Origin of the sequence: Bradyrhizobium betae, assembly GCF_004123905.1 — a bacterium.
Lineage (GTDB): Bacteria > Pseudomonadota > Alphaproteobacteria > Rhizobiales > Xanthobacteraceae > Bradyrhizobium > Bradyrhizobium betae_A.
This window is the reverse complement of sequence record NZ_MZXW01000050.1, coordinates 410,769-433,060: the sequence shown is the minus strand read 5'-3', so window position 1 is coordinate 433,060 and position 22,292 is coordinate 410,769. Positions and strand designations below refer to the sequence as shown.

Annotated in this window: 25 protein-coding genes; 6 read left to right on the top strand and 19 right to left on the bottom strand. The window is 61.9% G+C overall.

What is annotated here, in order from left to right:
• Positions 1-14 precede the first annotated feature (14 nt).
• Positions 15-776, bottom strand: a complete 762-nt coding sequence (locus B5V03_RS34590) for an SDR family NAD(P)-dependent oxidoreductase (protein ID WP_129274835.1) — start codon at positions 774-776, stop codon at positions 15-17.
• A gap of 199 nt (positions 777-975) precedes the next feature.
• Here B5V03_RS34590 and B5V03_RS34585 point away from each other — a divergent pair, with 199 nt between their 5' ends.
• From B5V03_RS34585 to B5V03_RS34565, 5 genes are read left to right on the top strand one after another with little or no spacing between them, the layout of a single operon-like run.
• Positions 976-1,803 (top strand): alpha/beta fold hydrolase, encoded by an 828-nt coding sequence (locus B5V03_RS34585; RefSeq protein ID WP_129274834.1) that lies wholly within the window; start codon positions 976-978, stop codon positions 1,801-1,803.
• Positions 1,800-3,089, top strand: a complete 1,290-nt coding sequence (locus tag B5V03_RS34580; protein WP_129274833.1) for an acyl-CoA dehydrogenase family protein — start codon at positions 1,800-1,802, stop codon at positions 3,087-3,089. The genes B5V03_RS34585 and B5V03_RS34580 overlap by 4 nt, the downstream gene beginning before the upstream one ends.
• 2 nt (positions 3,090-3,091) lie before the next feature.
• Positions 3,092-4,627 carry a class I adenylate-forming enzyme family protein gene (locus tag B5V03_RS34575; protein WP_129274832.1) on the top strand — a complete coding sequence of 512 codons (1,536 nt, stop codon included), beginning with the start codon at positions 3,092-3,094 and terminating at the stop codon, positions 4,625-4,627.
• Positions 4,624-5,712, top strand: a complete 1,089-nt coding sequence (locus B5V03_RS34570) for an NAD/NADP-dependent octopine/nopaline dehydrogenase family protein (protein ID WP_129274831.1) — start codon at positions 4,624-4,626, stop codon at positions 5,710-5,712. Before B5V03_RS34575 ends, B5V03_RS34570 begins: the two co-directional genes overlap by 4 nt.
• A 3-nt stretch (positions 5,713-5,715) precedes the next feature.
• Positions 5,716-6,708, top strand: a complete 993-nt coding sequence (locus tag B5V03_RS34565) for a 3-hydroxybutyryl-CoA dehydrogenase (protein WP_129274830.1) — start codon at positions 5,716-5,718, stop codon at positions 6,706-6,708.
• Here B5V03_RS34565 and B5V03_RS34560 read toward each other — a convergent pair.
• The 6 genes from B5V03_RS34560 to B5V03_RS34535 all read right to left on the bottom strand — a co-directional run bounded on the left by B5V03_RS34560 (position 6,705) and on the right by B5V03_RS34535 (position 13,048).
• Positions 6,705-7,751, bottom strand: coding sequence for a peptidase M29 (locus B5V03_RS34560; RefSeq protein ID WP_129274829.1), 1,047 nt, complete (start codon positions 7,749-7,751; stop codon positions 6,705-6,707). The two genes, B5V03_RS34565 and B5V03_RS34560, sit on opposite strands and share 4 nt — an antisense overlap.
• Before the next feature lie 38 nt (positions 7,752-7,789).
• Complete coding sequence (locus B5V03_RS34555; protein WP_129274828.1) at positions 7,790-8,557, bottom strand: ABC transporter permease; 768 nt, start codon at positions 8,555-8,557, stop codon at positions 7,790-7,792.
• The gene (locus tag B5V03_RS34550) at positions 8,554-9,339 is read right to left on the bottom strand and encodes an ABC transporter permease (protein WP_129274827.1); all 786 of its coding nucleotides are present in this window, start codon (positions 9,337-9,339) and stop codon (positions 8,554-8,556) included. Before B5V03_RS34550 ends, B5V03_RS34555 begins: the two co-directional genes overlap by 4 nt.
• Complete coding sequence (locus tag B5V03_RS34545) at positions 9,336-10,181, bottom strand: ABC transporter ATP-binding protein (protein WP_129274826.1); 846 nt, start codon at positions 10,179-10,181, stop codon at positions 9,336-9,338. Before B5V03_RS34545 ends, B5V03_RS34550 begins: the two co-directional genes overlap by 4 nt.
• Positions 10,182-10,291: 110 nt before the next feature.
• A complete protein-coding gene (ilvD, locus tag B5V03_RS34540; RefSeq protein ID WP_129274825.1) occupies positions 10,292-11,986 on the bottom strand; it encodes a dihydroxy-acid dehydratase in 1,695 nt (564 codons plus the stop codon).
• 78 nt (positions 11,987-12,064) lie between these two features.
• Positions 12,065-13,048, bottom strand: coding sequence for an ABC transporter substrate-binding protein (locus B5V03_RS34535; RefSeq protein WP_129274955.1), 984 nt, complete (start codon positions 13,046-13,048; stop codon positions 12,065-12,067).
• A 176-nt stretch (positions 13,049-13,224) separates the two neighbouring features.
• Between B5V03_RS34535 and B5V03_RS34530 the strand changes: the two genes are divergently transcribed.
• Complete coding sequence (locus B5V03_RS34530) at positions 13,225-14,133, top strand: NAD(P)-dependent oxidoreductase (protein ID WP_129274824.1); 909 nt, start codon at positions 13,225-13,227, stop codon at positions 14,131-14,133.
• A 25-nt stretch (positions 14,134-14,158) separates the two neighbouring features.
• On the opposite strand, the gene B5V03_RS34525 is transcribed toward B5V03_RS34530, so the two are convergent.
• The 12 genes from B5V03_RS34525 to B5V03_RS34475 form a co-directional block, all read right to left on the bottom strand.
• On the bottom strand, positions 14,159-14,722 hold the full coding sequence (locus B5V03_RS34525) for a flavin reductase family protein (protein WP_129274823.1): 564 nt from the start codon (positions 14,720-14,722) through the stop codon (positions 14,159-14,161).
• A 9-nt stretch (positions 14,723-14,731) separates the two neighbouring features.
• On the bottom strand, positions 14,732-15,937 hold the full coding sequence (locus B5V03_RS34520) for an acyl-CoA dehydrogenase family protein (RefSeq protein WP_245502428.1): 1,206 nt from the start codon (positions 15,935-15,937) through the stop codon (positions 14,732-14,734).
• Between the two features lie 132 nt (positions 15,938-16,069).
• The gene (locus tag B5V03_RS34515; RefSeq protein WP_164988488.1) at positions 16,070-17,338 is read right to left on the bottom strand and encodes a CaiB/BaiF CoA transferase family protein; all 1,269 of its coding nucleotides are present in this window, start codon (positions 17,336-17,338) and stop codon (positions 16,070-16,072) included.
• Between the two features lie 239 nt (positions 17,339-17,577).
• A complete protein-coding gene (locus B5V03_RS34510; protein ID WP_129274820.1) occupies positions 17,578-18,006 on the bottom strand; it encodes a GNAT family N-acetyltransferase in 429 nt (142 codons plus the stop codon).
• A 63-nt stretch (positions 18,007-18,069) separates the two neighbouring features.
• Positions 18,070-18,366, bottom strand: coding sequence for a hypothetical protein (locus B5V03_RS34505; protein ID WP_129274819.1), 297 nt, complete (start codon positions 18,364-18,366; stop codon positions 18,070-18,072).
• Positions 18,363-18,881, bottom strand: a complete 519-nt coding sequence (locus B5V03_RS42615) for a portal protein (protein ID WP_245502427.1) — start codon at positions 18,879-18,881, stop codon at positions 18,363-18,365. The genes B5V03_RS34505 and B5V03_RS42615 overlap by 4 nt, the downstream gene beginning before the upstream one ends.
• A gap of 95 nt (positions 18,882-18,976) precedes the next feature.
• Positions 18,977-20,089, bottom strand: coding sequence for a hypothetical protein (locus B5V03_RS34495; RefSeq protein ID WP_129274817.1), 1,113 nt, complete (start codon positions 20,087-20,089; stop codon positions 18,977-18,979).
• A complete protein-coding gene (locus tag B5V03_RS34490; protein WP_129274816.1) occupies positions 20,086-20,616 on the bottom strand; it encodes a hypothetical protein in 531 nt (176 codons plus the stop codon). The genes B5V03_RS34495 and B5V03_RS34490 overlap by 4 nt, the downstream gene beginning before the upstream one ends.
• A 242-nt stretch (positions 20,617-20,858) precedes the next feature.
• The gene (locus tag B5V03_RS34485; RefSeq protein WP_129274815.1) at positions 20,859-21,434 is read right to left on the bottom strand and encodes a portal protein; all 576 of its coding nucleotides are present in this window, start codon (positions 21,432-21,434) and stop codon (positions 20,859-20,861) included.
• A gap of 140 nt (positions 21,435-21,574) precedes the next feature.
• Positions 21,575-21,703, bottom strand: a complete 129-nt coding sequence (locus B5V03_RS42840) for a hypothetical protein (RefSeq protein WP_283811561.1) — start codon at positions 21,701-21,703, stop codon at positions 21,575-21,577.
• Positions 21,700-21,924 (bottom strand): hypothetical protein, encoded by a 225-nt coding sequence (locus tag B5V03_RS34480; RefSeq protein WP_129274814.1) that lies wholly within the window; start codon positions 21,922-21,924, stop codon positions 21,700-21,702. The genes B5V03_RS42840 and B5V03_RS34480 overlap by 4 nt, the downstream gene beginning before the upstream one ends.
• A 43-nt stretch (positions 21,925-21,967) precedes the next feature.
• Positions 21,968-22,222, bottom strand: a complete 255-nt coding sequence (locus B5V03_RS34475) for a hypothetical protein (protein WP_129274813.1) — start codon at positions 22,220-22,222, stop codon at positions 21,968-21,970.
• Positions 22,223-22,292 lie beyond the last annotated feature (70 nt).

Genomic DNA, 22,292 nt, shown 5'->3' with positions numbered 1-22,292 from the left:
TTAGTTCCAGGCCGCTAGATTTCACCGCCGGCAACGGCAATCGCCTGACCGGTGATCGCGCCAGCGCCCTCGCCGCACAGCCACAGCACGGCGTCGGCCACCTCCTGAGGCGAGATCAGCCGCCCCTGCGGATTGTGCTTGGCGAGCTCGGCAATCGCCTGCTCGCGGGTTCGTCCCGTCTTCTTCATGATGTTCTCGATGCTGACGGCGACCAGATCAGTGTCGGTGAATCCGGGGCAGACCGCATTCACGGTCACGTTGCTGCTCGCCATCTCGAGCGCAAGCGAACGCACAAGGCCAACCACGGCGTGCTTGGCAGCGACATATGCGCTGACATACGCATAGCCCTTGAGCCCGGCCGTCGATGCAACCGCGACGATGCGGCCATAGGGGCGGTCGTTCATTCCCGGCAACACGGCACGAACGGCATGGACCACACCCATGAAATTGACGTCCATCATGCGTGCAAAAAGCGCGCTGTCCGATTTCGCGAAGGGCGCAGACTCGGCACTGCCGGCATTCGCAACCAGAATATCGATCGGCTTCCTCGCGCTCACCTCGGCGACGGCGGCTTTCAGCGCAGCCTCATCCGAGACGTCGGCGACGGTGTAAAAATGCGCAGCGCCGGCGCTGACGGCCTCTTCGAGCGTTGCAGCATTCCGGCCAAGCACTGTCACGGTCGCGCCGGCGCCGACGAGTGACGCCGCGATGGCACGACCGATGCCGCGGCCGCCTCCGGTCACCAGCGCGTGCGGTGAGTGCGGCAAACCGGACATGCGTTGTCTCCCTGAACTGGCTGCTGGCCTATGCTTCGATATATTTTAAACTTCAAGCTTTTGCAACGAAGTGTCCGCTTGACCACCACAAGCAGCCGCGTCTCACCGACCGGCCCGAAAATTGCTTTAAGTATAAAATTATCGCTTCCCATCGACGGCAGGCCTGTTAGCATCGCAGGGCCAAGCAAAAGGATGTCGCGTGTCGCAGCCTGCGCCGATGATAACAAACGACGGACGCTTCGCCTATGAAGCCGCTGGCGATCCGGGTGCGATACCTTTGATTTTCCTGCACGGTATCGGCGGCGCCGCGCGGGCCTGGCGGCGGCAGCTTGCGACATTCGGCGACCGCTTTCGCGCCATCGCGTGGGACATGCCGGGCTATGGCGGATCGGCGCCACTCGCCAGCGTCAGCATCGCTGCCCTGGCTGACGCGCTCCAGCAATTCATCGAGCAGATCGGTACCGCGCGCCCCATTCTGGTCGGCCATTCGATCGGCGGCATGATCGTCCAGAAATGGCTGGTTCAGTCGCCGAAACTGGCGCGTGCGGTCGTCCTGGCGCAGACCAGCCCGGCCTTCGGCAAGTCCGACGGGGACTGGCAGAAATCGTTCATCGCAGCGCGGCTCGGGCCACTCGACCGCGGGGAGACGATGAAATCGTTGGCGCCATCCCTGGTGAAAGAGCTGGTTGGCGACGATCCCGATCCGAAAGGGATGGAACTTGCGCGCGAGTGCATGGCAAGCGTGCCGGAGGGCAGCTATCGCGCCATGATGCTGGCCTTGATCGGGTTTGACCAGCGCAGCACGCTAAAGGATATTTCCGTGCCGACGCTGCTGCTGTCCGGGTCCAGGGACAACAACGCGCCCGCTCCCATGATGGCGAAAACGGCGACCTTCATTCCTTCGGCCGAATATGTCGAGCTGGCCGGTGTCGGCCATCTGGCAAATCTTGAACGACCTGACGCCTTCGATCAGGCTCTCGGCGGGTTCCTGGATTCCGTCGCTGCAAAACGGGTGACCGCGCAATGACCCTGCCAGTCAGCAAGACCATCGGCGCAACGGGCAAGGTCGCGCTGGACGCCCCGATCTTCGATCCCGTCGCATTCCGCCTGAGCGACGAACAAGCGGGCATCATCGCCCGCGCCCGCGAGATCGGACAGAGCGTGTTCGCCGGTCGTGCAGCGACCTACGATCGCGAGGCGGTTTTCCCAACGGAGAATTATCGCGATCTGCACCGGGTCGGCCTCCTCGGCATCGCCGTTCCCAAGCAGCATGGCGGACTTGGCGCGAATTATCAGACCTATGCATTGGCGGCCGCCGAGATCGGCCGCTATTGCGGCGCCACTGCGCTCACATGGAACATGCATGTCTGCTCCACCCTATGGACGGGCCCGCTCGCCGACGACCTCGACATGGATACGCAGACTCGCGCCGAGCACGAGCGGCGGCGCGCCGTCCACTACAAACGTATCGTCGAGGATGGAGCGATCTACTCGCAACCCTTCTCCGAAGGCGGCGCCGCGGCCGCGGGCGGCGTTGCTTTCGGTACGGAAGCTAAGCCCGTCGAGGGTGGCTGGGTCGTCAACGGCAAGAAGATCTTTGCATCGCTTTCCGGCCACGCCGACTATTACGGAGTGCTCTGCACCGAAATCGTGGAAGGCGAGAAGGCGTCCCGCCGCAATACGCTTTACCTTGCCATCGCCGCGAAATCGGAAGGCGTTTCCGTCGTCGGCGACTGGGACCCACTCGGCATGCGCGGCACCGTCTCGCGAACGCTTCTGTTCAAGGACGTATTCGTGCCCGACGATTCCGCCCTGATGCCGCGCGGCGTTTATTTCCAGGCCGCAATGCGGTGGCCGCACATGTTCCTGACGCTGTCGCCGACCTATATGGGTCTCGCGCAAGCCGCCTATGATTTCACCGTGCGTTATCTGCGCGGCGAGGTGCCCGGCATGCCGCCGGTCAAGCGGCGGATGTACCCAACCAAGCAGATCGCGGTCGCGCAAATGCAGATCAAGCTCGAGCAGATCAAGGCGATTTGGTTCCAGGCGGTCACCGAAGCCCGCGCCAATCCGAGCAAGGAACAGGTACTGCGCGCCTATGCCGCGCAATATTCGGTCATGGAGGGCGCCAATGAACTCGCCGCGCTCGCGATCCGCACTTGCGGCGGTCAGGCCATGCTCCGCTCGCTCCCGCTGGAACGCATCTATCGCGACAGCCGCTGCGGCTCACTGATGCTGCCCTGGACGGCCGAGCTCTGCCTCGACCGCATCGGGCGCGAAGCGCTGTACGAGGCCGGCGAAACGGACGACTGACGGTGGACCTCTGTAGTCTGATCGATCGCAACGCGGCGTTCGCGCCAGACAAGACGGCCATCGCCTTCGATGGGGAGCGGCTGAGCTATGCGGCGTTCGCCGCGCGTATCGAGCAGACCGCAACGGCCTTGAAGCAGCAACTCGGCGTCGGTCGAGGCGACCGCGTCGCGATCCTGAGCTTGAACCGGCCGGACTATTTAGTACTGCTCTACGCGTGCGCGCGGCTTGGGGCATTGCTCGTGCCCTTGAACTGGCGGCTGGCGGTCGCCGAGCAGCTCTTCATTCTCACCGATGCCGGCGCCAAGGTGCTGGTGCTCGAGCAGGCCATTGAAGGAGTTCTCCCGGAGCTTGCCCAGGCTGCGCCGGGGATTGCCATCGTCGGTCTCGATTTCGAGCCGCAGCACGGCACGACATTCGAAACGCTGCTGGGGCGCTGTGAAGGCAGCGCCCGCAATCCGCAGGCCGATCTCTCATGCCCGCTCCTCATCGTCTACACATCAGGGACGACCGGACGACCAAAGGGAGCTGTGCTCCGGCAGGAGGCGCTGTTCTGGAACGGCGTCATGAGCCAGCACATGCACAACATGACCTCCGATGATCATGTGCTGACGGTGCTGCCATTCTTCCATGTCGGTGGCCTCAACATCCAGACCACCCCGGCGCTCCAGATCGGTGCGACTGTCACGATCCACGCGCGCTTTACTCCGGACACCGCGCTTGCGTCCATCGAACAGGAACGGCCGACGCTAACAGTGATGGTACCGGCGATCATCCAGGCCATAAGCGAGCACCCCACCTGGCCCGCGGCCGATCTTTCGTCGCTCAAAGCCGTCGCCACCGGCTCGACCATCGTGCCACCGCACCTGATCGACCGTTTTGTCACTCGCGGCGTCCCCGTGCTTCAAGTCTACGGCTCAACGGAAACTTGCCCCATCGCGATCTACACCCGGCTCGGCGGCGACCTTTCGCGTGCGGGATCGACCGGACTTGCCGGCCTGTGTTGCGAAGCAAAGGTGATCGATCAGGCCGGCGCCGAAGTGCCGCCGGGCACACCGGGCGAGATCGCAGTACGAGGGCCCAACGTGTTCTTCGAATATTGGGGCAATGCGGATGCGACGCGCGATGCCCTGCACGATGGCTGGTATCGCACCGGCGATATCGGGCTGTGCGACGCCGACGGCTATTTTTGGGTCCGCGACCGCAAGAAGAACATGATCATTTCCGGCGGCGAGAATGTCTATCCGGCCGAGGTCGAGCGCGTCCTGCTCGAGCATCCCGATGTCAGCGAATGCGCCGTGATCGGCCGGCCCGACCCGCGCTGGGACGAAGTGCCGATCGCTTATGTGATCCGGCGGTCCGGATGCCGGCTCGAAGCCGACGAACTGAGAGCGCACCTTCAGGCACAACTCGCCCGCTTCAAGGTTCCGCGCGATATCGTCTTCGTCACCGATCTGCCGCGCACCGCGTTGGGCAAAGTGCAACATTTTCTGCTGAAACAGCTTGATGCGCAGTCGCGCGCGCAAGGAGAAGCGTCTTGAAGATTGCGGTTCTGGGTGGGGGAAACGGCTCTTTCGCGGCCGCGGGCGATTTTGCGCTGTCGGGGCATGACGTCCGGCTCTGGCGCCGCGACGCGGATCAGGTGGCAGCACATCGCGCGGCCGGCTCGCGCATTCTGGTGAAGGACCACAACGGCCGGCACGACGTGAAGCTGGCGTTGGTGACGACCGACATCGCAGAAGCCGTTACCGGCACCGAGCTGATCGTGTGCCCGGCTCCCGCCTTCGCCCAGCCGGACATCGCGCGGTTGCTTGCTCCGCACCTGCGGGACGGCCAGGTCGTATTTCTGCCGCCAGCGACATTCGGCTCGATGATCTTCGCGAAGGCAGCGAGGGATGCCGGCAACCACGCCAAGGCGAGCTTTGCCGAAACCGGAACGCTGCCCTGGCTGACCCGCAAGCACGGGCCGTTCGAGATCGCGATTACGATCCGCGCCAAGCGGTTGCCGGTCGGTGTCTTTCCACTCGGTCAGGCACCGCACGCGCTCGAAGTGATCGGACGCGCCTTCCCCGACGCAATCGAACCATGCGGAGACGCGCTGTCCGGCGCGCTGATGAATGCTGGCCCCATCATCCACCCGCCACTGATCGTGATGAATGCGGGGCCGATCGAGCATTTCGAACGATGGGACATCCACAGGGAAGGAACGCAAGCCGCGATCCGCCGGGTCACCGACGCGCTCGACGCAGAGCGGATCACCGTGCGCGAAGCGCTCGGCTACGGCGCGCCGCACTTCCCGCTCGTCCATCACTACGCCGAGGAAGGCGAGATCTGGATGTATGGCCGCGGCTCGCATGACCGGCTGACGGATTCCGGCGACTGGCGCGAACGGATCGTGTTGACTGAGCACCGCTACATGCGTGAGGATTTGAGGCTTGGACTATCGTTGCTGGTATCAGTCGCCGGCCTGGCTGGCGTGGCCACACCGCTAGCCAGGGCTTTCCTGGCGATCGGTGGCTCGATCTGCGGTGAGAACTTTATGCAGGGCGGGCGAACGCTCGATACGCTTGGTCTTGGCAACCTCAGCAAGGCCGAATTGCAGACGCTGCTTCGCAATGGATACTGATCGATGACCAGTCGCGCCAACATCGCCTGTCTCGGAGCCGGCCGCATGGGGCGCGGTATCGCCGTCGCGTTCGCCTATGCGGGGCACAGGGTCACGATGATCGACGTCAAACCTCGCTCTGCAGAGGACTTCGCCAGGCTGGAGGCGGATGCGCTCGGCGAAGTCGGAAAGACATTCGCCAGCCTGTCGAAGCTCGGATTGCTGACCGAGGCCGATGTCGACCCGCTCATCGCGCGGGTCTCGGTGGTGCCGGCAAGCCAAAGCGCCGCAGCACTGGCCAACGCCGGCATTGTCTTCGAGGGGGTCTCGGAAGTCGTCGAACTCAAGCGCGAGGTATTGGAGGCGGCTTCAAAGCAGATAGGCCCGGACACGATCATCGCATCGACCACCTCGACCATCCTCGTTGACGATCTCTCGGGTGTGATCGTGAATCCCCGGCGCTTCCTCAACGTGCACTGGCTCAACCCCGCTTATCTGATCCCGCTGGTCGAGGTTTCGCCCGGCAAAACCACCGATCCCGCCATCATCGAAGAGGTCAAGGCGCTGCTGGAGGGCATCGGCAAAGTTCCTGTGGTTTGCGCGGCGACGCCAGGCTTCATCGTCCCGCGCATCCAGGCGCTCGCCATGAACGAAGCCGCGCGCATGGTCGAGGAAGGAGTCGCGAGCGCCGAGGAGATCGACAAGGCGATCCGCTATGGTTTCGGCTTCCGCTACGCCGTGCTCGGTCTGCTTGAATTCATCGACTGGGGCGGCGGCGACATCTTGTACTATGCCAGCCGTTATCTCGAAGGCGCGCTCGGCAGCGACCGCTATCGCGCGCCGGACGTCATTGCACGGAACATGCACGAAGGGCGGATCGGCCTGCGAACGGGCGCAGGCTTTCTCGATTATTCCGGCCTCGATGTCGACGCGTATCGGGCAAAGCGGCTTCAGGCCATGGTCGACCTGCTCCGGCACTTCGAGCTGGCGCGCCCGCCCGTGCTCGACCGCAACTAGCCGAAGACGTCCTGGAGCACACCTTCCCGCACCACCGGGACGCCATCGAGCTCGATGGTGGTTCCCATCATGGGCAAGTCGAAATGGCCTGCGGTGTAGCGGCCGGCAAATTCGTTCGCGCCGGTCGAGAACAGGAAATTGCCCGAGACGGCACGAATTTCCGTGCCGTTGGTGTCGCGCTGGTCGTACATCGAAAGCGCTTCATAGCGCGCAGCCGGGTTCATGCCGAAACCGACATGCGAGACCGCATAGGCCTCGCGATCGCCCCAGGCAGCGAGATAGGCGCGCATCATCGCGGCATCCGTGCCCTCGCCTTCCAGCTCGACGACATAATCGTCCTTCAAGGTCAGCTTCACCGGCGACGTCAGGTAGCGTTTGAAAGTCAAATTGATGTCGCCAGGGGCCATCACCAGCGTGCCGTTGATCGTCTCCCTCTTGGGAAAGCTTACGACGATGCCGCCCGGCCAATGCGCCAGCGTGCCGGGCTTGTCGGTCCAGCCCCAGACTCCGACCGTCGACGCACCCACCATATCGACATCGAGCGCCGTGCCCGCCTTTGAGGTCACGCGCATCCGCTTGGTCCCGCGCAGCATCTTCGCCGCCGCTCGAACCCGCTTCTCGAGCGCGAGATCCGGCACCATTCGCTCCAGCGCCTCGGGATGCTCGTTGGAGATCACCAGGATACGCGCGCCGGCCTTGAGGATCTCGGGCGTCTCCACGGCATGCATCAGGCCCTCGATGGTGCAATCCACCACAAAGCCGGCCTGCTGAAGCGCGCTGATCACCGGGCCGAGCCGGTGGATCGCCTCGCTCGCGCCTGTCGAACGAACCGGAACGATGTTGCGGTTGCGCGGCGTCGGCATCACCACATGGAATGGCCGCGCGCCCATTCGCAGCAGCGCGAGTTCCGCCAGATGCACATTCAGCGCACGCGACTGGGTTTCCGAGAGGATCGCCGCAGTATCGCCAGCCTTGACGGCGCAACGCTCAAAGATTTCGCAAAACGCGTCGATCCATTTTGCCTCGATGCGATCAGCCAGCATGGTTCACTCCCGGTCTTCTGGTTTCTTATTCGGTCAGATCACGCCTCGGGAAAGCCCCGTACGAGGTATGATCGCACGGCACCCAACAGACCGTTCAAGATCAACCCCAGCAGCGAGATCGTGATCAGCGGTACGAACATGTCGACGGCCTGGAACGTCCGGGCCGCCGTGACGAGCACATGGCCCAGCCCGTCCGTCGACGTGATCATCTCGGCCAGAAACACGACGATGCAGGAAATGACAAGGCCGATCCGACAGCCGGTCAAGATCGATGGCATCGCCGCCGGCAGCACCACCTTGAATAGGATTTCATAGCGCGGCGTTCCCGCCGCCATAGCCGACCAGATCAGCTTCTGCTCGACGGTCGAGGCGCCGTAGTAGGTGGACAACAGAATCGGAAAGAGCGCATCCGCCGCTACCAACGTAATCTTCGATCCGTGGCCGAAGCCGAGCAGCAACAGCAGCGCCGGGTAGAGCGCGACCTTGGGCAACGGCGCCAATACGCGTACGATCGGCCGAACCACGGCATTGATTGCGGGGCTGGCGGCAGCGGCGACGCCGATGGTGACGCCAAGCACAACCGCAATCGCAAAACCTGCAAACAACCGGATCAGAGTTGCCACGATCTCTTGCTGGAACGTCCACGTCACGAATTGCTGAAACAACCGGCTGAAGACATATCCCGGTGGCGGCAGCAAGACCGCAGGCGCAAAGCCAAATGACACGAGGCCCTGCCACAGGGCGATTACCAGCACAATCGGCGCTAGCCCGAGGATGACGTTTGTGGAGAGAAGGCGCGATGTCATGAGAAGCTCAGCGGAATATCGAACTGAGGTTCTGACCAGCGCACGAGCCTGGCCCGGACCCGCTCGAAGAGCGCATCGAGGCAGATGCCCATGGCTCCCACAATGATGATCATCGCAAAGACGGTGTCGTATTGGCCCATGTCGAGTGCATTGAAGAGGATGTTTCCGGCACCGGACTGGCGGGCGATCATTTCGCTGGTGATCATCGTGATTAGCGCCAGCACCAAACCGGTACGACACCCGGTCAATATCTCTGGCAGCGCCGCCGGCAATACGATCCGGACCAGACGTTGCAGCGGTGAGAGCCCCATAGCCGCGCCTGACCACAACATCTTTTCCTCGACCGCCTTGGCCCCCTCAAAGCTGTGATAGATCACGGGCAGGCTGACGCCGAGAAAGATCACCAGCGTCTTGGTGATATCGCCAACGCCCAGCCACAGCATGATGATCGGCATCAGTGCTGCCTTTGGCACCGGATAGATGATCATCAGCAGCGGATTAAAGAATGCCGCGACCGCGCGGCTACGGCCCATCAACAGGCCCAGCGGGATGGAGAAAATCACCGCTACGCCGAACCCGATCGCCATGCGACGCAGCGAGGCCAGGATATTGATCAGCGCCTCCTTGTCGCCAAGGATGTCCGGAATTGCACGGATCGCCTCGATCGCTGTCGGAAAGCTATCGTTCTTCAGCGCGAGCGAGGCGACTTGCCATACGGCCAGCAGCCCCACGCAGGCCAACACCGGTGCAATCCGTCTGGTCAAGGCCGCCGGAGACATCATGAAGGAGACCCGAATTCGTCGCTCTCGTCGAACATGCGCTCGATGTCGACGACGTATTTCTGATAGCGCGGATCGAGCAACAACTCATTGCGGCGTCGCGGCCGCGGGAGATCAATATCGATCACGTGCCGGATGCGGCCGGGTGATTTCGACATCATCACGACCTTGTCTGACAGGAAGACGGCTTCGTCGACCGAATGGGTGACGAACAGGACCGTCTTGCGATCGCGTTCCCAGATATTCAGGAGATCGTTCTGCAAACGCGTCCGCGTGTGGGCGTCGAGCGCACCGAACGGCTCATCCATGAGCAGGACCTCGGGATGGTAGGCGAGCGTTCTGGCCAGCGCCACGCGCTGCTTCATGCCGCCCGACAGCTCCTTGGGATAGAAGTTTTCGTAGCCCTTGAGGCCGACCATCTCGATCAACGCCCGGCTCTGCGCTTCAGCCTCGGCGGCCCGCACGCCCTGTTGACGCGGCCCGTACATCACATTGCCCAGCACGGTCTTCCAGGGAAACAGCGCAAACTCCTGGAACACCGGTCCGCGATCCGGACCCGGCCCTGTGATGGCCTGCCCCTTGATCTTCGCCGCACCGCTGGTCGGGTTGACGAAACCTCCGACGATGTAAAGCAGCGTTGACTTGCCGCAGCCCGACGGACCAAGAATGGAGACGAAAGCTCCTTCCTCGATCGTCAGCGAGATCTCCGATAGCGCCAAATGCTCCTTGCGCGCCGAGGTCTGAAAGACCTGCGAGACGCGGTCGATCTCGATGATCGCAGAAGCCGGCTTTTGTGGCGTCACCGATCTCACCCATTCGTTCGATCTCGAAGGCAACACCTTCATCCCGCCTCTCACTTCACTCGCGCGCCAACCTGCTGAATGTCCTCATCAGCGGCACGAGCTTAGCAAGAAACTTGCCAGACGGGCGGCCATATTCGCACGAGTACGCCGCGTCATTCGAACCACGGCCATTCTGCCGGGCCTTCGTGCGTGACGGCTCCGCCTGGCGCCTGACCGACCAGTCTCGCATATTTTGCGAGCGCACCCGCTCGGTGGCGAGGCGGGCGTTGCTTCCATTCGCGACGGCGCGCAATGAGCTCCTGCTCGTCGACCAGCATATCCATCCCCCTGTTTGCGGCATCGATCCGAATCCTGTCGCCGTCGCGAACGAGCGCCAGCGGACCGCCCACAAAGGCTTCGGGAGACACATAACCGATACACATACCGCGGGTCGCACCGGAGAACCGTCCATCGGTAATCAGGGCCACCTTCTCGCCCATCCCCTGCCCGTAGATCAGTGCGGTGACGCCAAGCATCTCGCGCATGCCGGGACCACCAACAGGCCCCTCGTTGCGGATTACGAGAACCTCGCCGGCCTTATAGCTGCGGTCACGAACCGCTTTGACACAGGCCTCCTCATCCTCGAAGACGCGCGCGACCCCTTCAAAGAATTGGCTCTTCAACCCCGCGACCTTGATCACGGCACCATCGGGACAAAGATTTCCCTTCAGCACCGCCACGCCACCGTCGGACATGATCGGCGCGCGGGCCGCATAAACGATTTCTCCATCAGGAGCGTTGGCCGCGCCATTTTCTTCGGCAAGCGTGCGGCCCGTGATAGTGATGCAGCTGCCATCGATGTGACCGCTCTGGATCAGCTCGCGGATCAAGACGGCAGCACCGCCGATATTGTAGACATCCTTCGCCGTGTATTTGCCACCAGGCCGTAGGTTTCCGATCAGCGGCGTCCTGGCAAAGACCTCGCCAACATCTTCGATCGTGAATGCGATGCCGGCCTCGTTTGCAATCGCCGGCAGATGCAGCGCGGCGTTGGTCGAGCCGCCTGTCGCGGCAACGATCGCCGCACCGTTCTCCAGGCATTTCCGCGTCACGATGTCGCGCGGCAGGGGCCCGCCCCGTTCCAGCATCTCCATAATCAGCCGGCCGGCACGTCGCGAGATCTGCGCGCGTTCGGCATAGACACCAGGCACCATCGAGACGTTGGGAATGGTCAGCCCCATCGCCTCCGATACCATACCCATCGTGTTCGCAGTGAACTGGCCAGCGCACGCGCCGATAGTCGGCAGGCAGGCACGCTCGATCCGCTCCAGCGTAGCGCCGTCGATCTCCCCGGTCATGAAGCTGCCGACGGCTTCATAGGAATCGAGAACCGTCAGCGTCCGTCCATCCACGCGCCCCGGCAGCGAACTGCCGCCATAGATGAAAATGGACGGCACGTTGCAGCGAACCATGCCCATCATCACGCCAGGAAGCGTCTTGTCACACCCGCCATATCCGATCAGCGCGTCGTAGGCGAGGCCATGGACGACGGCCTCGATCGAGTCGGCGATCAGCTCGCGCGAAAACAGGGAGAACTTCATCCCCTCGTGATTCATGCTGATGCCGTCGGAGACCGACACGGTCGAAAATTCGCGCGGCGTGCCGCCGGCTTCCTCGATTCCCGTCTTGGCCGCGGCCACCTGGAAGTCGTGGGTCATGTTGCAGGGCGTTTGCTCGCCCTTCATGCTGACGACGCCCACCATCGGCTTGGCGATCGCAGCGTCATCGAGCCCCATTGCGCGCATGAACGCGCGGTGCGGGGCCCGGTCGAGGCCGTCCGTCGTGACCCGTGATCGCAACTTCTTCATTCGTGCATCTTCTTCATGCAACGTCCCGGATGATCCGGGACGCCGCGATCTCATCGTTCGGATAATTCACTCTGTCGCCTATTCCAGCGGCGCGACGATCGTCGGATGCTTGAACTGCGCAACGTCCAGCTTCGGCAACATCCCGGTATCCGCGTAGATGTCCAGCATCTTCTGGATCGCGGGGAAGTTCGGCGCCGCACCGGGGTCGCGACCGAAATCGTTATCTTTGAGCAAGTAGGTCTCGAGCACCGGAATGGGCGCTTTCAGCACCTCCGATACGACTTTCAGGGTCTCTTCGCGGTTTGCAAGCGCCTTCTTCATGCCTGATGTGATGTCGCGGACATAAGCTTTGGCCAACTCCGGATTCTTGTCGACGAAATCGGCACGGCAGGCTTCGAGGATGTGCACGATGTTCGGCATGGCTTGAGACAGCGAGAACAGTTTCCTTGTGCCGCCCTTGGCTTCGGCGCGCGCGGCAAACGGCTGGTTCATGTTGACCGCATCGACGCGGCCCTGGCGCAACGCATCTTCGGAGACGGCAAAGCCGACCTCAACCAGCTTGATATCCTTGGCCGGATCGATGCTATTCTGCTTCAGGAGCAGGTTGAACGGGCCCTGCGTACCGCCGCCGATCACGGAAATGCCGACAGTCTTACCCTTGAGATCGGCAATCGTTTTGATCGGCGAGTCATCCATGACAGCCCAGTAGACCGAGAAACCGCCGGGCTTCTCGAAAACGTGCTGAGCCACGATGTAGGCCTTGAGATTGCCGCCAACCACCCCGTTGGAGAGCGACAGTGGTGCCTGCGTCGCGCAATCCAGAGCGCCTGCTGCCAATGCCTGCGTCATCGGCGCCGTGCCCTGAAATTGCGTCCACTCGATATTGTAGGTTTTGCCGATATTGGGAAATTCAGCTGGCCGACGCATCATCCAATACTTGGATTCCTCAGCCGGGATCGTCCAGCCGACACGGATCGTCTGCTGCGCCCGTGAGGGACTTGCGCCAGCAATCACGGCCGCCACCGCCCCTGTTGCCAGCATCCACCTCGAAACCGTTCGCATCGCGCCCACTCCGCTGCTTCGGCGCCGACGGCGCCACCCAACCCGGCGGGCCCAAATGTTTCATGGTTCAAACAATCAGGCAAGCCATGCAAGCAGGCTGGTTTCGCCGCAGGATGCGCCATGTATGGTAAGGCGGCGGCCGCGCGCCATTGCGCTGCGACAGGAGGAGACAACCTATGGCTGACGCGAGCAGGACAAACCCGCAAGGCATCGACCGGCTCAGCTATCTGGGACTTGGACTTATGGGGGCACCGATGACCCGGCGTCTGCTCAAAGCAGGCTATCAGGTCAATGTCTGGAACCGTTCGGAAGGCAAGGTCGCCCCGCTCGTCGAAGCCGGCGCCACGCGCGCGACTACCCCCCGCGAGATTTTGGCGAGCTCCGACATCGTCTTCATGTGCGTGACGGATGCTGCGGCCGTGGAAGAGGTGATCTTCGGAGCCGAAGGTCTTTCAACTGCAGCCGGCGCCGGCAAGCTCGTTGTCGACTTCTCGTCGATTCATCCTGACGCTGCGCGTCGCTTGGCGATGCGCCTGAAAGACGCGAACGGCACAGGCTGGATCGATGCACCCGTGTCAGGTGGCACCAAGGGCGCCGAGGAAGGTACGCTTGCCATCATGGCCGGCGGAGATGCTGCCGACATCGAGAGGGTCCGCCCCTACGTCCTCGCCATGGCGCGCAGGTTCACCCACATGGGTCCCACTGGCGCCGGCCAGACGACAAAGCTGTGCAATCAAGTGATCGTCGGATGCGCGATGGCCGTCCTCGCTGAGGCAACGCGCCTTGCCGTGAACGCAGGAATTGATGCCAACCGATTGCCCGAGGCGCTCGCTGGCGGCTTTGCGGATTCCATTCCGCTTCAGCTGTTCGTGCCGCGGATGGTCCAGGGCATTCACACCCCGCCACTCGGTCACATCGCTACGATGCTCAAGGATCTCGACACGGTTGCCGATGTCGCGCAGTCGACCTCGACGCCGGTGCCGATGGCATCGCTTGCGGGGCAGCTCTTTAGGCTGGCCAAGGCCGCGCGCGGCGCGGATGCGGACGCGCTGGAGATCTACAAGCTTTCAGCGGCAGAGCATTGAGCTGCCGAACACGCTCCGAAACACTCTACGGCGATTTCTTGCGTTCGTCGTCAGCCAGGAACCGGCCATACATGCCCCGCGCAAACAGCAGAGGCTTCCCGGTGTTGTAGGCATAGGCCTCGACCGCGCCGAGAAAGATCACGTGATCGCCGCCATAGTAGCGATTGACGGATCGGCATTGAAAGTTGGCGACGCTCTCGGCGATTACCGGAGCGTTACCGAGGCCCGGCGTCCAGTCGACTCCGGCGAACTTGTCGTCGGACGATTTTGCAAACTTGTTCGCAAGCGCTTGCTGCGATGTGCCAAGCACGTGGACGGTGAAGTGGCTCGCGTTCTGAAACACGGTGAGGCTCGAGGAATAGACTCCAAGGCTCCAGAGGACCAAAGGGGGATTCAAGGAAACCGATGCAAACGAATTGCAGGTGATTCCATAAGGCTTTCCATCAGCAGCCGTGGCGGTGATGATCGTTACCCCCGTTCCGTAGGTGCCGAGCGCGTTGCGGAAATCGCGGGGGTCAATCGGCGAGCTGTCGCTTGCGAGTTCATTGGCTGGATCGGGAACGGCCGGCTGCTTCGGCAGATCATTCATCGGCCGGCCTCACAGCGTGAGATTTTCGGACGGCAGGCCCAGAGCCACGCGTCCATAATTGGTCCCGGCCGCATCGAAATTGAATGCGAGGTGCGAGTTGATCGCGTGCGCATCGCGGAATTGTCGCTGCAACACGCCCGTCGTGAACAGGCCCCGGGCGCCGCTCGCCGCAAACAGCATCGAGACCGCATCTGTGCAAAGATTGACCGAGAAAGCTCCGTCGCGCCGGTACCTGGTCTTGCTGGCCATGTTTGGAATGTGACCACGCCGCGCATCGCTCATGGCATCGAGGCAGGCCGAACGCATGACCAGGCGCGCAGCGTCGATCTTGGCCGACGCCTCCGCGATCTTGATCTGCGTGCTCTGAAAATCGCTGAGCTTTGCACGATTGTAGGTCGAAATACGATGGCGCGCGACATCGGCATAGTCGTCGAGGCACGCTTGCGCATTGCCGAGCGCAACGCCCGACAGGACGTAGGGAAACAGCGAAAACACGGGCAACGTATACGACGGATTGGGATTGACCCTGCTCCCAGGCGTCGGGCCGCCGGCGAGATCTCCGACGGCGACCGTCATGTAGTCGGGTACAAACGCATCCCTGACCTCGACGTCGCAGGAGCCCGTCCCGCGCAGTCCCGTGACATTCCAGGTGTCCAGCACCTTGTAGTCGCCTTTCGGCAGCAGAAAGATTCGATACTCGATGCCGTCCGCTTCGTCGTCGGAGTAGACAACGCTCGCAAGCATGTTCCACTCGCAGGAGGCAACGCCCGAGGAGAACGGCCAGCTTCCATGCAGCCGGTACCCACCCTCGACCCTCGTGGCGCGCCCGGCGGGAAAAATGAACGAGGACGCGATCAGCGTGTCAGGGTCACGACCCCACGCCAGATCCTGCGCCTTCTGCTCGAACATTCCGAGCATCCAGTGATGGCTCGCCAGATTGGCAAGGTTCCACGCCACTGACGCGTCCGCCTGGCCGAGCAGTTCCGCGCAGTCGACAAGGGCGACATAGTCAAGCTCGGCACCGCCGACGCGCATCGGTTGGAGCATTCGGAAGAGGCCAGCGTCGTGGAGATCCCTTTCGGTCTCCGGAGGAAGGTGCCGCAGTTCCTCCGTCCGCGCCGCCCGCTCCCGCAGCCGTGGCATGAGCGCCCGGGCCTTCGCGATCATGGCCGCATAGGCGCGTTCGATGGCTTCCTGCCTTGTCGGCTGGCCCATGCTCGGCTCTTGACCAGGCGCCATTCGTGTCCCTCGCTTCGACACATTTATGCGGCGGGAACTTAGCCAAATCAAGCTGTGGCAGCGTTGGAAGGTGCGGTCGCCCGGTAGCCTGCCCTCGACCGCTCCGGCTCAAACCGGCGTCGAAGGTTTTCCCGATCCAAAAACGCCTTTCTGGGCGAGCTCCGAGATGCGACGTTCGTCGTAGCCGAGCGTATCACGCAAGACGTGCGCAGTGTGCTCGCCCAGCAGCGGAGCAGCCACTGGATCGACTGCCGCCGTTACGCTCATGTTGATCGGCGGCTCGATGTTGGGCACCCATTCCGCTGTACGATGGGGAATCCGGCTGAGGCGATGGCGCTCGCGGGCCTCGGGCGCATTGAACCCTTCCTCGACCGTCCGGAGATAGCCGACCGGGATATTGGCCAGCTTCATCTTCGCCATCCAGTTCTCGAGCGTATCGCTTGCAAAGACCTCAGCGATGGCTGCCCGCAAGAGCTCCTTGTTCTCAGAGCGCGCTTTGCGCGATGCGAACTGCGGATCGGTGATCAGGTCGGGCCTGTTCAGCACCTCAACCACCAGTCGGCGATAGAGCCGGTCATTGGCGCAGGCCATATAAAGCGGCCCATCAGAGGCCTCGTAGACGCCGACGGTGGGGGAACCACTCGGCGAATTGCCGAATCGGCCAGGGTTCTCGCCATTGATCAGATAGGCCATGCCGTAGAATCCGGTCATCCCCATCGCAATGTCGAACAGCGAGACCTCGACGTGCTGCCCGCGCCCCAGCCGATCCCGCGCCAATAGCGCCAGCAGGATCGCGTTGCAGGCAGACATCCCCGTCGCCATGTCCACGATGGGCGGGCCTGTACGAACAGCCGGGCCGTCGGCAAACCCGTTGAGCGACATGAAGCCACTTTCCGCCTGCGTGATGGGATCGAAACCCGGGCGCGAGGCGAATGGTCCGGTTCGTCCGTAAGCCGAGATCGAGCAATAGACCAGCCGCGGATTGAGCGGCGCAACAGCCTCATAGTCGAGGCCAAACTTCTTCATCACCCCGCTGGAAAAATTCTCCACGACCACATCCGCCTTGCGGATCAGATCCAGAGCGATCTCGCGGGCTTCCGGCACGGTGAGGTCGAGCGCAATACCACGCTTGTTGCGGTTCAGGCTGAGATAGGCGGCACTCTCTCCGCCGATTTCGGCGTGCTCGTAGGCGCGCGTATCGTCACCGCCGTCCGGGTTTTCGATCTTGATGACGCGTGCACCGAAGTCAGCAAGCGTCTGCGTGCAGGCCGGCCCAGCTACGACGCGCGTGAAGTCAATGACCAGCAGACCATCGAGCGCAGTTGGGCCCCCCGTGACCCGCGGTGAACGTTCCGGCAACTGAGGCTTGGTGGGCATCGACAGCGCTCCCTTACATCGGCTTATGGTCGCCGAATTTCCTGCAAGGGCAAACTTAAAGCCCGACGTCACCAACTTCGCAAGTGCTTCACCGGCATCGCTTCAATACGCAAAAAGGGCCCGGCAGCCGTCGAGCTGCCGGGCCGTCGAATATTCCGGGCACGTTGGGTTATCTCGCGCAGGCCACTCCACGCCGCCGAAGTCACGTTCCGCGGCACGGGAAACCTCGCTTCGTTCGCTCAGCGAAGCCATTTTCGCCAATAAAGCGTATGCGACCAGGCCCAGGGCACCTCGGGCTCGAAGAGCCGATAGCGCGCGTGGATAAAGTTATTGGCAGATGCCGGATTGTCCGTTGTATCGGAGACGATGCTATCCCATCCAACACGCCGTCCCCTCGCTTCGATCGCCCGCATGAGCCTGCGCTGAAGGCCGCGACCCCAATGCCGTTGCAAGACACCGACTCGACAGAAATATCCGCTGTTTCGCGCATGGGTCGACGGCACAACGCCGGCGAAAGCGACCGCCTCATCATTGTGATAGGCGAGCCACCACGCTCCCATCTCGAATTGCGGCAACGACGCCCCGTTGAAGAATGTTAGCCGATGCAAATCGCCAAGGGTCTCGGCAATCTCGTCATCCTCGGCATCGACGATACAAATGCTGTACATGGGAAGGCCCGTCGGTAAGGACTGACACGAGTGTAAACGCAGCGGTGTCGCCGCAGTGATGGCTCACTTGCCCAGCACGACCTTTACGCCCAGCCAAACGGCTCCCATCAGGCCAGTCGCGATCACGGTAATCACGGCCTTGAAGGTATAGCTCTGCGCCTGCTCCACGCTCTTTCGCCACCGGCGCAAGTGCTGAAAATCTGCCCTCAGCTCCTTCCGGTCATCATCTTCGATTCCAAAAGAAGCCAGCACCGACGCCACCGCCTTCAATACGATCGCATCGATGCTCTCCTGCTGGAGCCTATGCTGTTCAGCCAGTGTTTCGGCGACAATTGCCCTGATTTCGTCTGGCACATTCACCGCTTGATGATCCTTGCAACATTCTCGAAGCCGCGCTTGGCAAAGTAGAATGAGACCACGAGATTGGCCGTGATCGCTGCAAATCCCGCCAGAGGATCCGTGGAGCCAAGGCCAAAAACCTTGTCGAAGACCAGGAGTTTCGCAAAATAGAGAGCGACGCAGTAACCCATTAATTTGTCCGGTTCATACCTGCGCACGAGCCGGGCCGCCGAATTGGCGCTGCCGCCACCGGCCGTCGCGGACAGATGTTCTTCCACCGTGTCGCGCGCCAGCGTCTCGATCTCAGTCGTGCCTATATGTGGCCGCAGCGCCCTGATCTGGCCGGCATCAAAGCCTTCCGCGATCAGTTGCGCCTCGGTCCTGGTGACGACCTCATGAAAGCAATAATTGCAATCGCGGATGCTGCGCGCACCGCGCTCGATACCGAACTCTTCCGGCGGCACCCCCATCACCCGCGCCTGCGCCAGCTTGCGCGTGGTGACGATGGTGACGTCATGCGTGACGAGAGAGCCCATCGGCGCTGATGGCGCCGGGGCTAGCAAGGGAACGGGCATGTGGATTGAACTTTCGATTCGGTATGCAGGCCGCCGACGTGGGGCAGCAAGTCAAGCTAATAAGCGTTGTTGCGCATATAGTCCTGGATCAGGCCGAGCAGACCGCCTGTCCGTTGTCCGTCTCCGCTCTGTGGAGAAACTGGAGCGACTGACTGCCGCTCCCCGGTACCTGCGCCGAGTGAAGCCTGGCCTCGGGGATCTACAAACCCGATCGCCGACACAGTAGGCGCTCCGATTGATCCCATACGGTACGCGTCCGGCAGGGCCGCAGGCTGAGCATCGTCGCGTACAACTCTCGGTCCTGCCGACCGAAACGAGCCCCCATCTGCAACCTCACGCGGCACGTTCGCCTCCACCAATCCATATCGCGCCAGGAGATCAGTCAGAGATGCAGGCGCCGCGGTGCCGGCCCCCGGAGCTTCGACCGCACGAGGCCATGCGATGCGATCTCCATCGAAGCGCTGGCCCAGGCCATAGGTCAGCGTGGGCCGATCGCTGCCCCAGCTATCCCCACCGAAAGTGCCCCAGCGATCCTCAAACGATGAACTTGGAGTGCTCGGTCCTTCCCGCGTCGGGGCTTGGTAGACGCGTCGCAGGACCCGTCCGTCGGAGCTCTTCCCAGATCCGCCATCGCCCGCCCTGGAGCCCGGCCCACCGACGATACCTCGTAATGTTCCAGGATCTGCGTCGAATGCAAAGTCGTATCCGGCGAATTTTTTCATGTACTCTGTGACGGGAGTTCGGTTTCCATCTATCGCAATTTTTGCACCGTCCGAATCGAGAAATTCCTTGACCTTGCTTGCACCGACCAGATGAGCACCCGCCAGAAGACCCGAAACCGTAATGGGAATTCCGCCGACGGTCTGGCCGACATAGTGCATGTGGCTGCGCAAATAGTCCCAGTTCTTCTCGACGAGATTCTGGAACGCGGTGTCCTGGACCGCGGAATTGTTCCGAAAAGCCTCCAGCGAATCGACGCCCAACGAGGCGGCGTAGGGTGTCCATCGCCCCTTCCGATCCATGAAGCCGGCATCGATCAACGCCGGCCTTCCGAACTGATACGCTCCCGCATAGCCATGGTTGTTGACGATCGAATAGTCCCCACTCGATTCACGACCTCGAAGCGCGGCAGCGTAGTTTCGAAAATTCTTGTCGGCCGATCCGCTCATTCGGTTTTCTCCTTGTCCGGTGACGGGAGGTCACCGCGGTCCACGCGCCAATCGTCACCCGTCCATAACCATTCGAACGAAGGGCCGTTCTTGTCGCAAAAAAAGACACCGGCGACGCCGTTGGCCTCTCGTGGTGAGAACGCGAAATCAAATGCTGCGACCCCATCGATCTTGACGACGCGTTTGTCGTCCATGACCATGACGAGAAAGCCTCTCTCCTCAGGCTGATGGGATAGGGTACGCGCCGTAATCGTCGACGACCCGTTCGAATTGCGGTGAACTACCCAGAGTTCGACGGTCTCGGTCCGCGTCAGCCAACGGCCGAACGCACGGCGGTACAAGGACGGAAGTGGCTTTTTAGACCAAGCAACCGGAGCTGCGCCCTTCTGGGACCGCAATTCCGCCGCGCAGATCTTCATGACCTCCGGCGTCGGCATCTCGAAGGCGCCAACAGGAGCGTTGCAGAACGCCATGATCGAAACGATCAGAGCCAAGATTGACGTTTTCATGATGCTGGACGGGTTCATTGCATGCCTGCCGATACGAGGGGATCTGTTGGTCACGGGGTGTAAGGGCACCGAATCAATCATAGGTTTTGATGCATCCAAGCGAATGCCAATCTTGCAGAGGCCATGTCTCCTACTGTTCACTCGGAATGTCGCTCATCGCTCTGAGCGCACTCGAACGAAGCCAAGAGCACGGGTTCATCGTGTTCCCGTCGCACGATCATTGGCACTGGAGGCGCCGCCATCATCGAGAATTCCGTGCCTCATCCCGCAGCTTCGCTCTTCGCTTCTCGCGCGTTCATATCGTTCGCCGTGTGAGCGACGATCTTCATCATCCCGTTTGATTCCGCGACATCCTGGGCGAGCAACGCGAACTGGTCGTCGGTGAGGTCATAGTAGGTCTCGCGACTCTCCTCCTCCCGCTCCTCCCACCAGACCTTGACGATGCCGGCCTTCGACAGCAACGCGTCCTTGATGAAGGAGTAGAGGACCATGAAGCCGCCGTTCTGCTGCATGAAGACGTGGTTGACGTAGTCCGTCTCCTGCTGCGCGGCCGCGACGTCCTCCGGCCCGACCGGCTCGAAGCTCACGACCTCGTCAGATCCGGCAAAGATGTCCATCAACGACGGCATCAGGCCCTCGATGGTGTCGGCAACATCGGTCGACACGGCGCGCGAGCGGCCGTCCTGCGCCGGCATGTCCTTGCGCATGTCGCCGAGATAATAGTCCATCGCGTCGGCGCGCTCTTCGGCGAGCCGCGCTGCCGACATCGCAGCGAGCGCGTTGGCCTTCTCGGCGGCGAGCATCGCCTTCACTTCGGAGATTGGCATTTTCGGCATGAACAACCTTTCCTATCGGCACTTGTTCGCAGCGGTTTGGCGCTGCTCCCCGCGGAGCTCCGACGCACGGGAATCATAAGGACGTCACATTCGCCGACAGGGCGCGCCGGCGGCGCACCCAGCCTCCATCGATCAAGCAATCACGACTTATCGATCGTCACCGTGGACCGGGTCGAACCACCATTATCAATACGCTTCAGCGTCGGCGCGGTGCTGAGGATGATCTTTTCGAGGATGCATCCGAACAGATAGGCTACGGCAAAACTCACGAGATACACCCCGACGCCGACGACGGGATAATATTGACCAGCAGCCACTCCATCGGCGCTTCCTGCATGGCTCCAACGACCAACCAGCCGGGAAGAGCGCTGAGAGCCAGAAAGAATCCGCGCGTCTTGCCGTCAAGTGCGAGACAGGCCACAGCGAGCATGAACAGAACATAAGACGTATAGAGGCCAACGCAGATCAGGCCCCCTCGATTGAATTTCACGCCCCTTGTCTCCTGTCATCGGGGATCTCATCCGGCTTTTGGCTCACCTGAAAGCGGTATCGATAGCCAGCGCCGTAACCAGCATCACGAGAATACAGATCCCAAATCCGATCCAGCCGGCAACCCCCTGCCGGAGTTCGACACATCCATTGGCATCGCGACGATACCACGGCCACCGCAATGGCTGCGGAGTTGCACTGAATGGTTCGACACAGATCCAGCCGAATGAAAGGACCGGCAAGGCAGCTCGCGCGACCGAATATCCAATCAGGTCGACCAGTATTCCAAACGCCGACATTGCAAAACTCACGCAGCGGTGGAGATTACATCTCATAGAACACAGCAAGAACATCGTCAACTACAGGTTT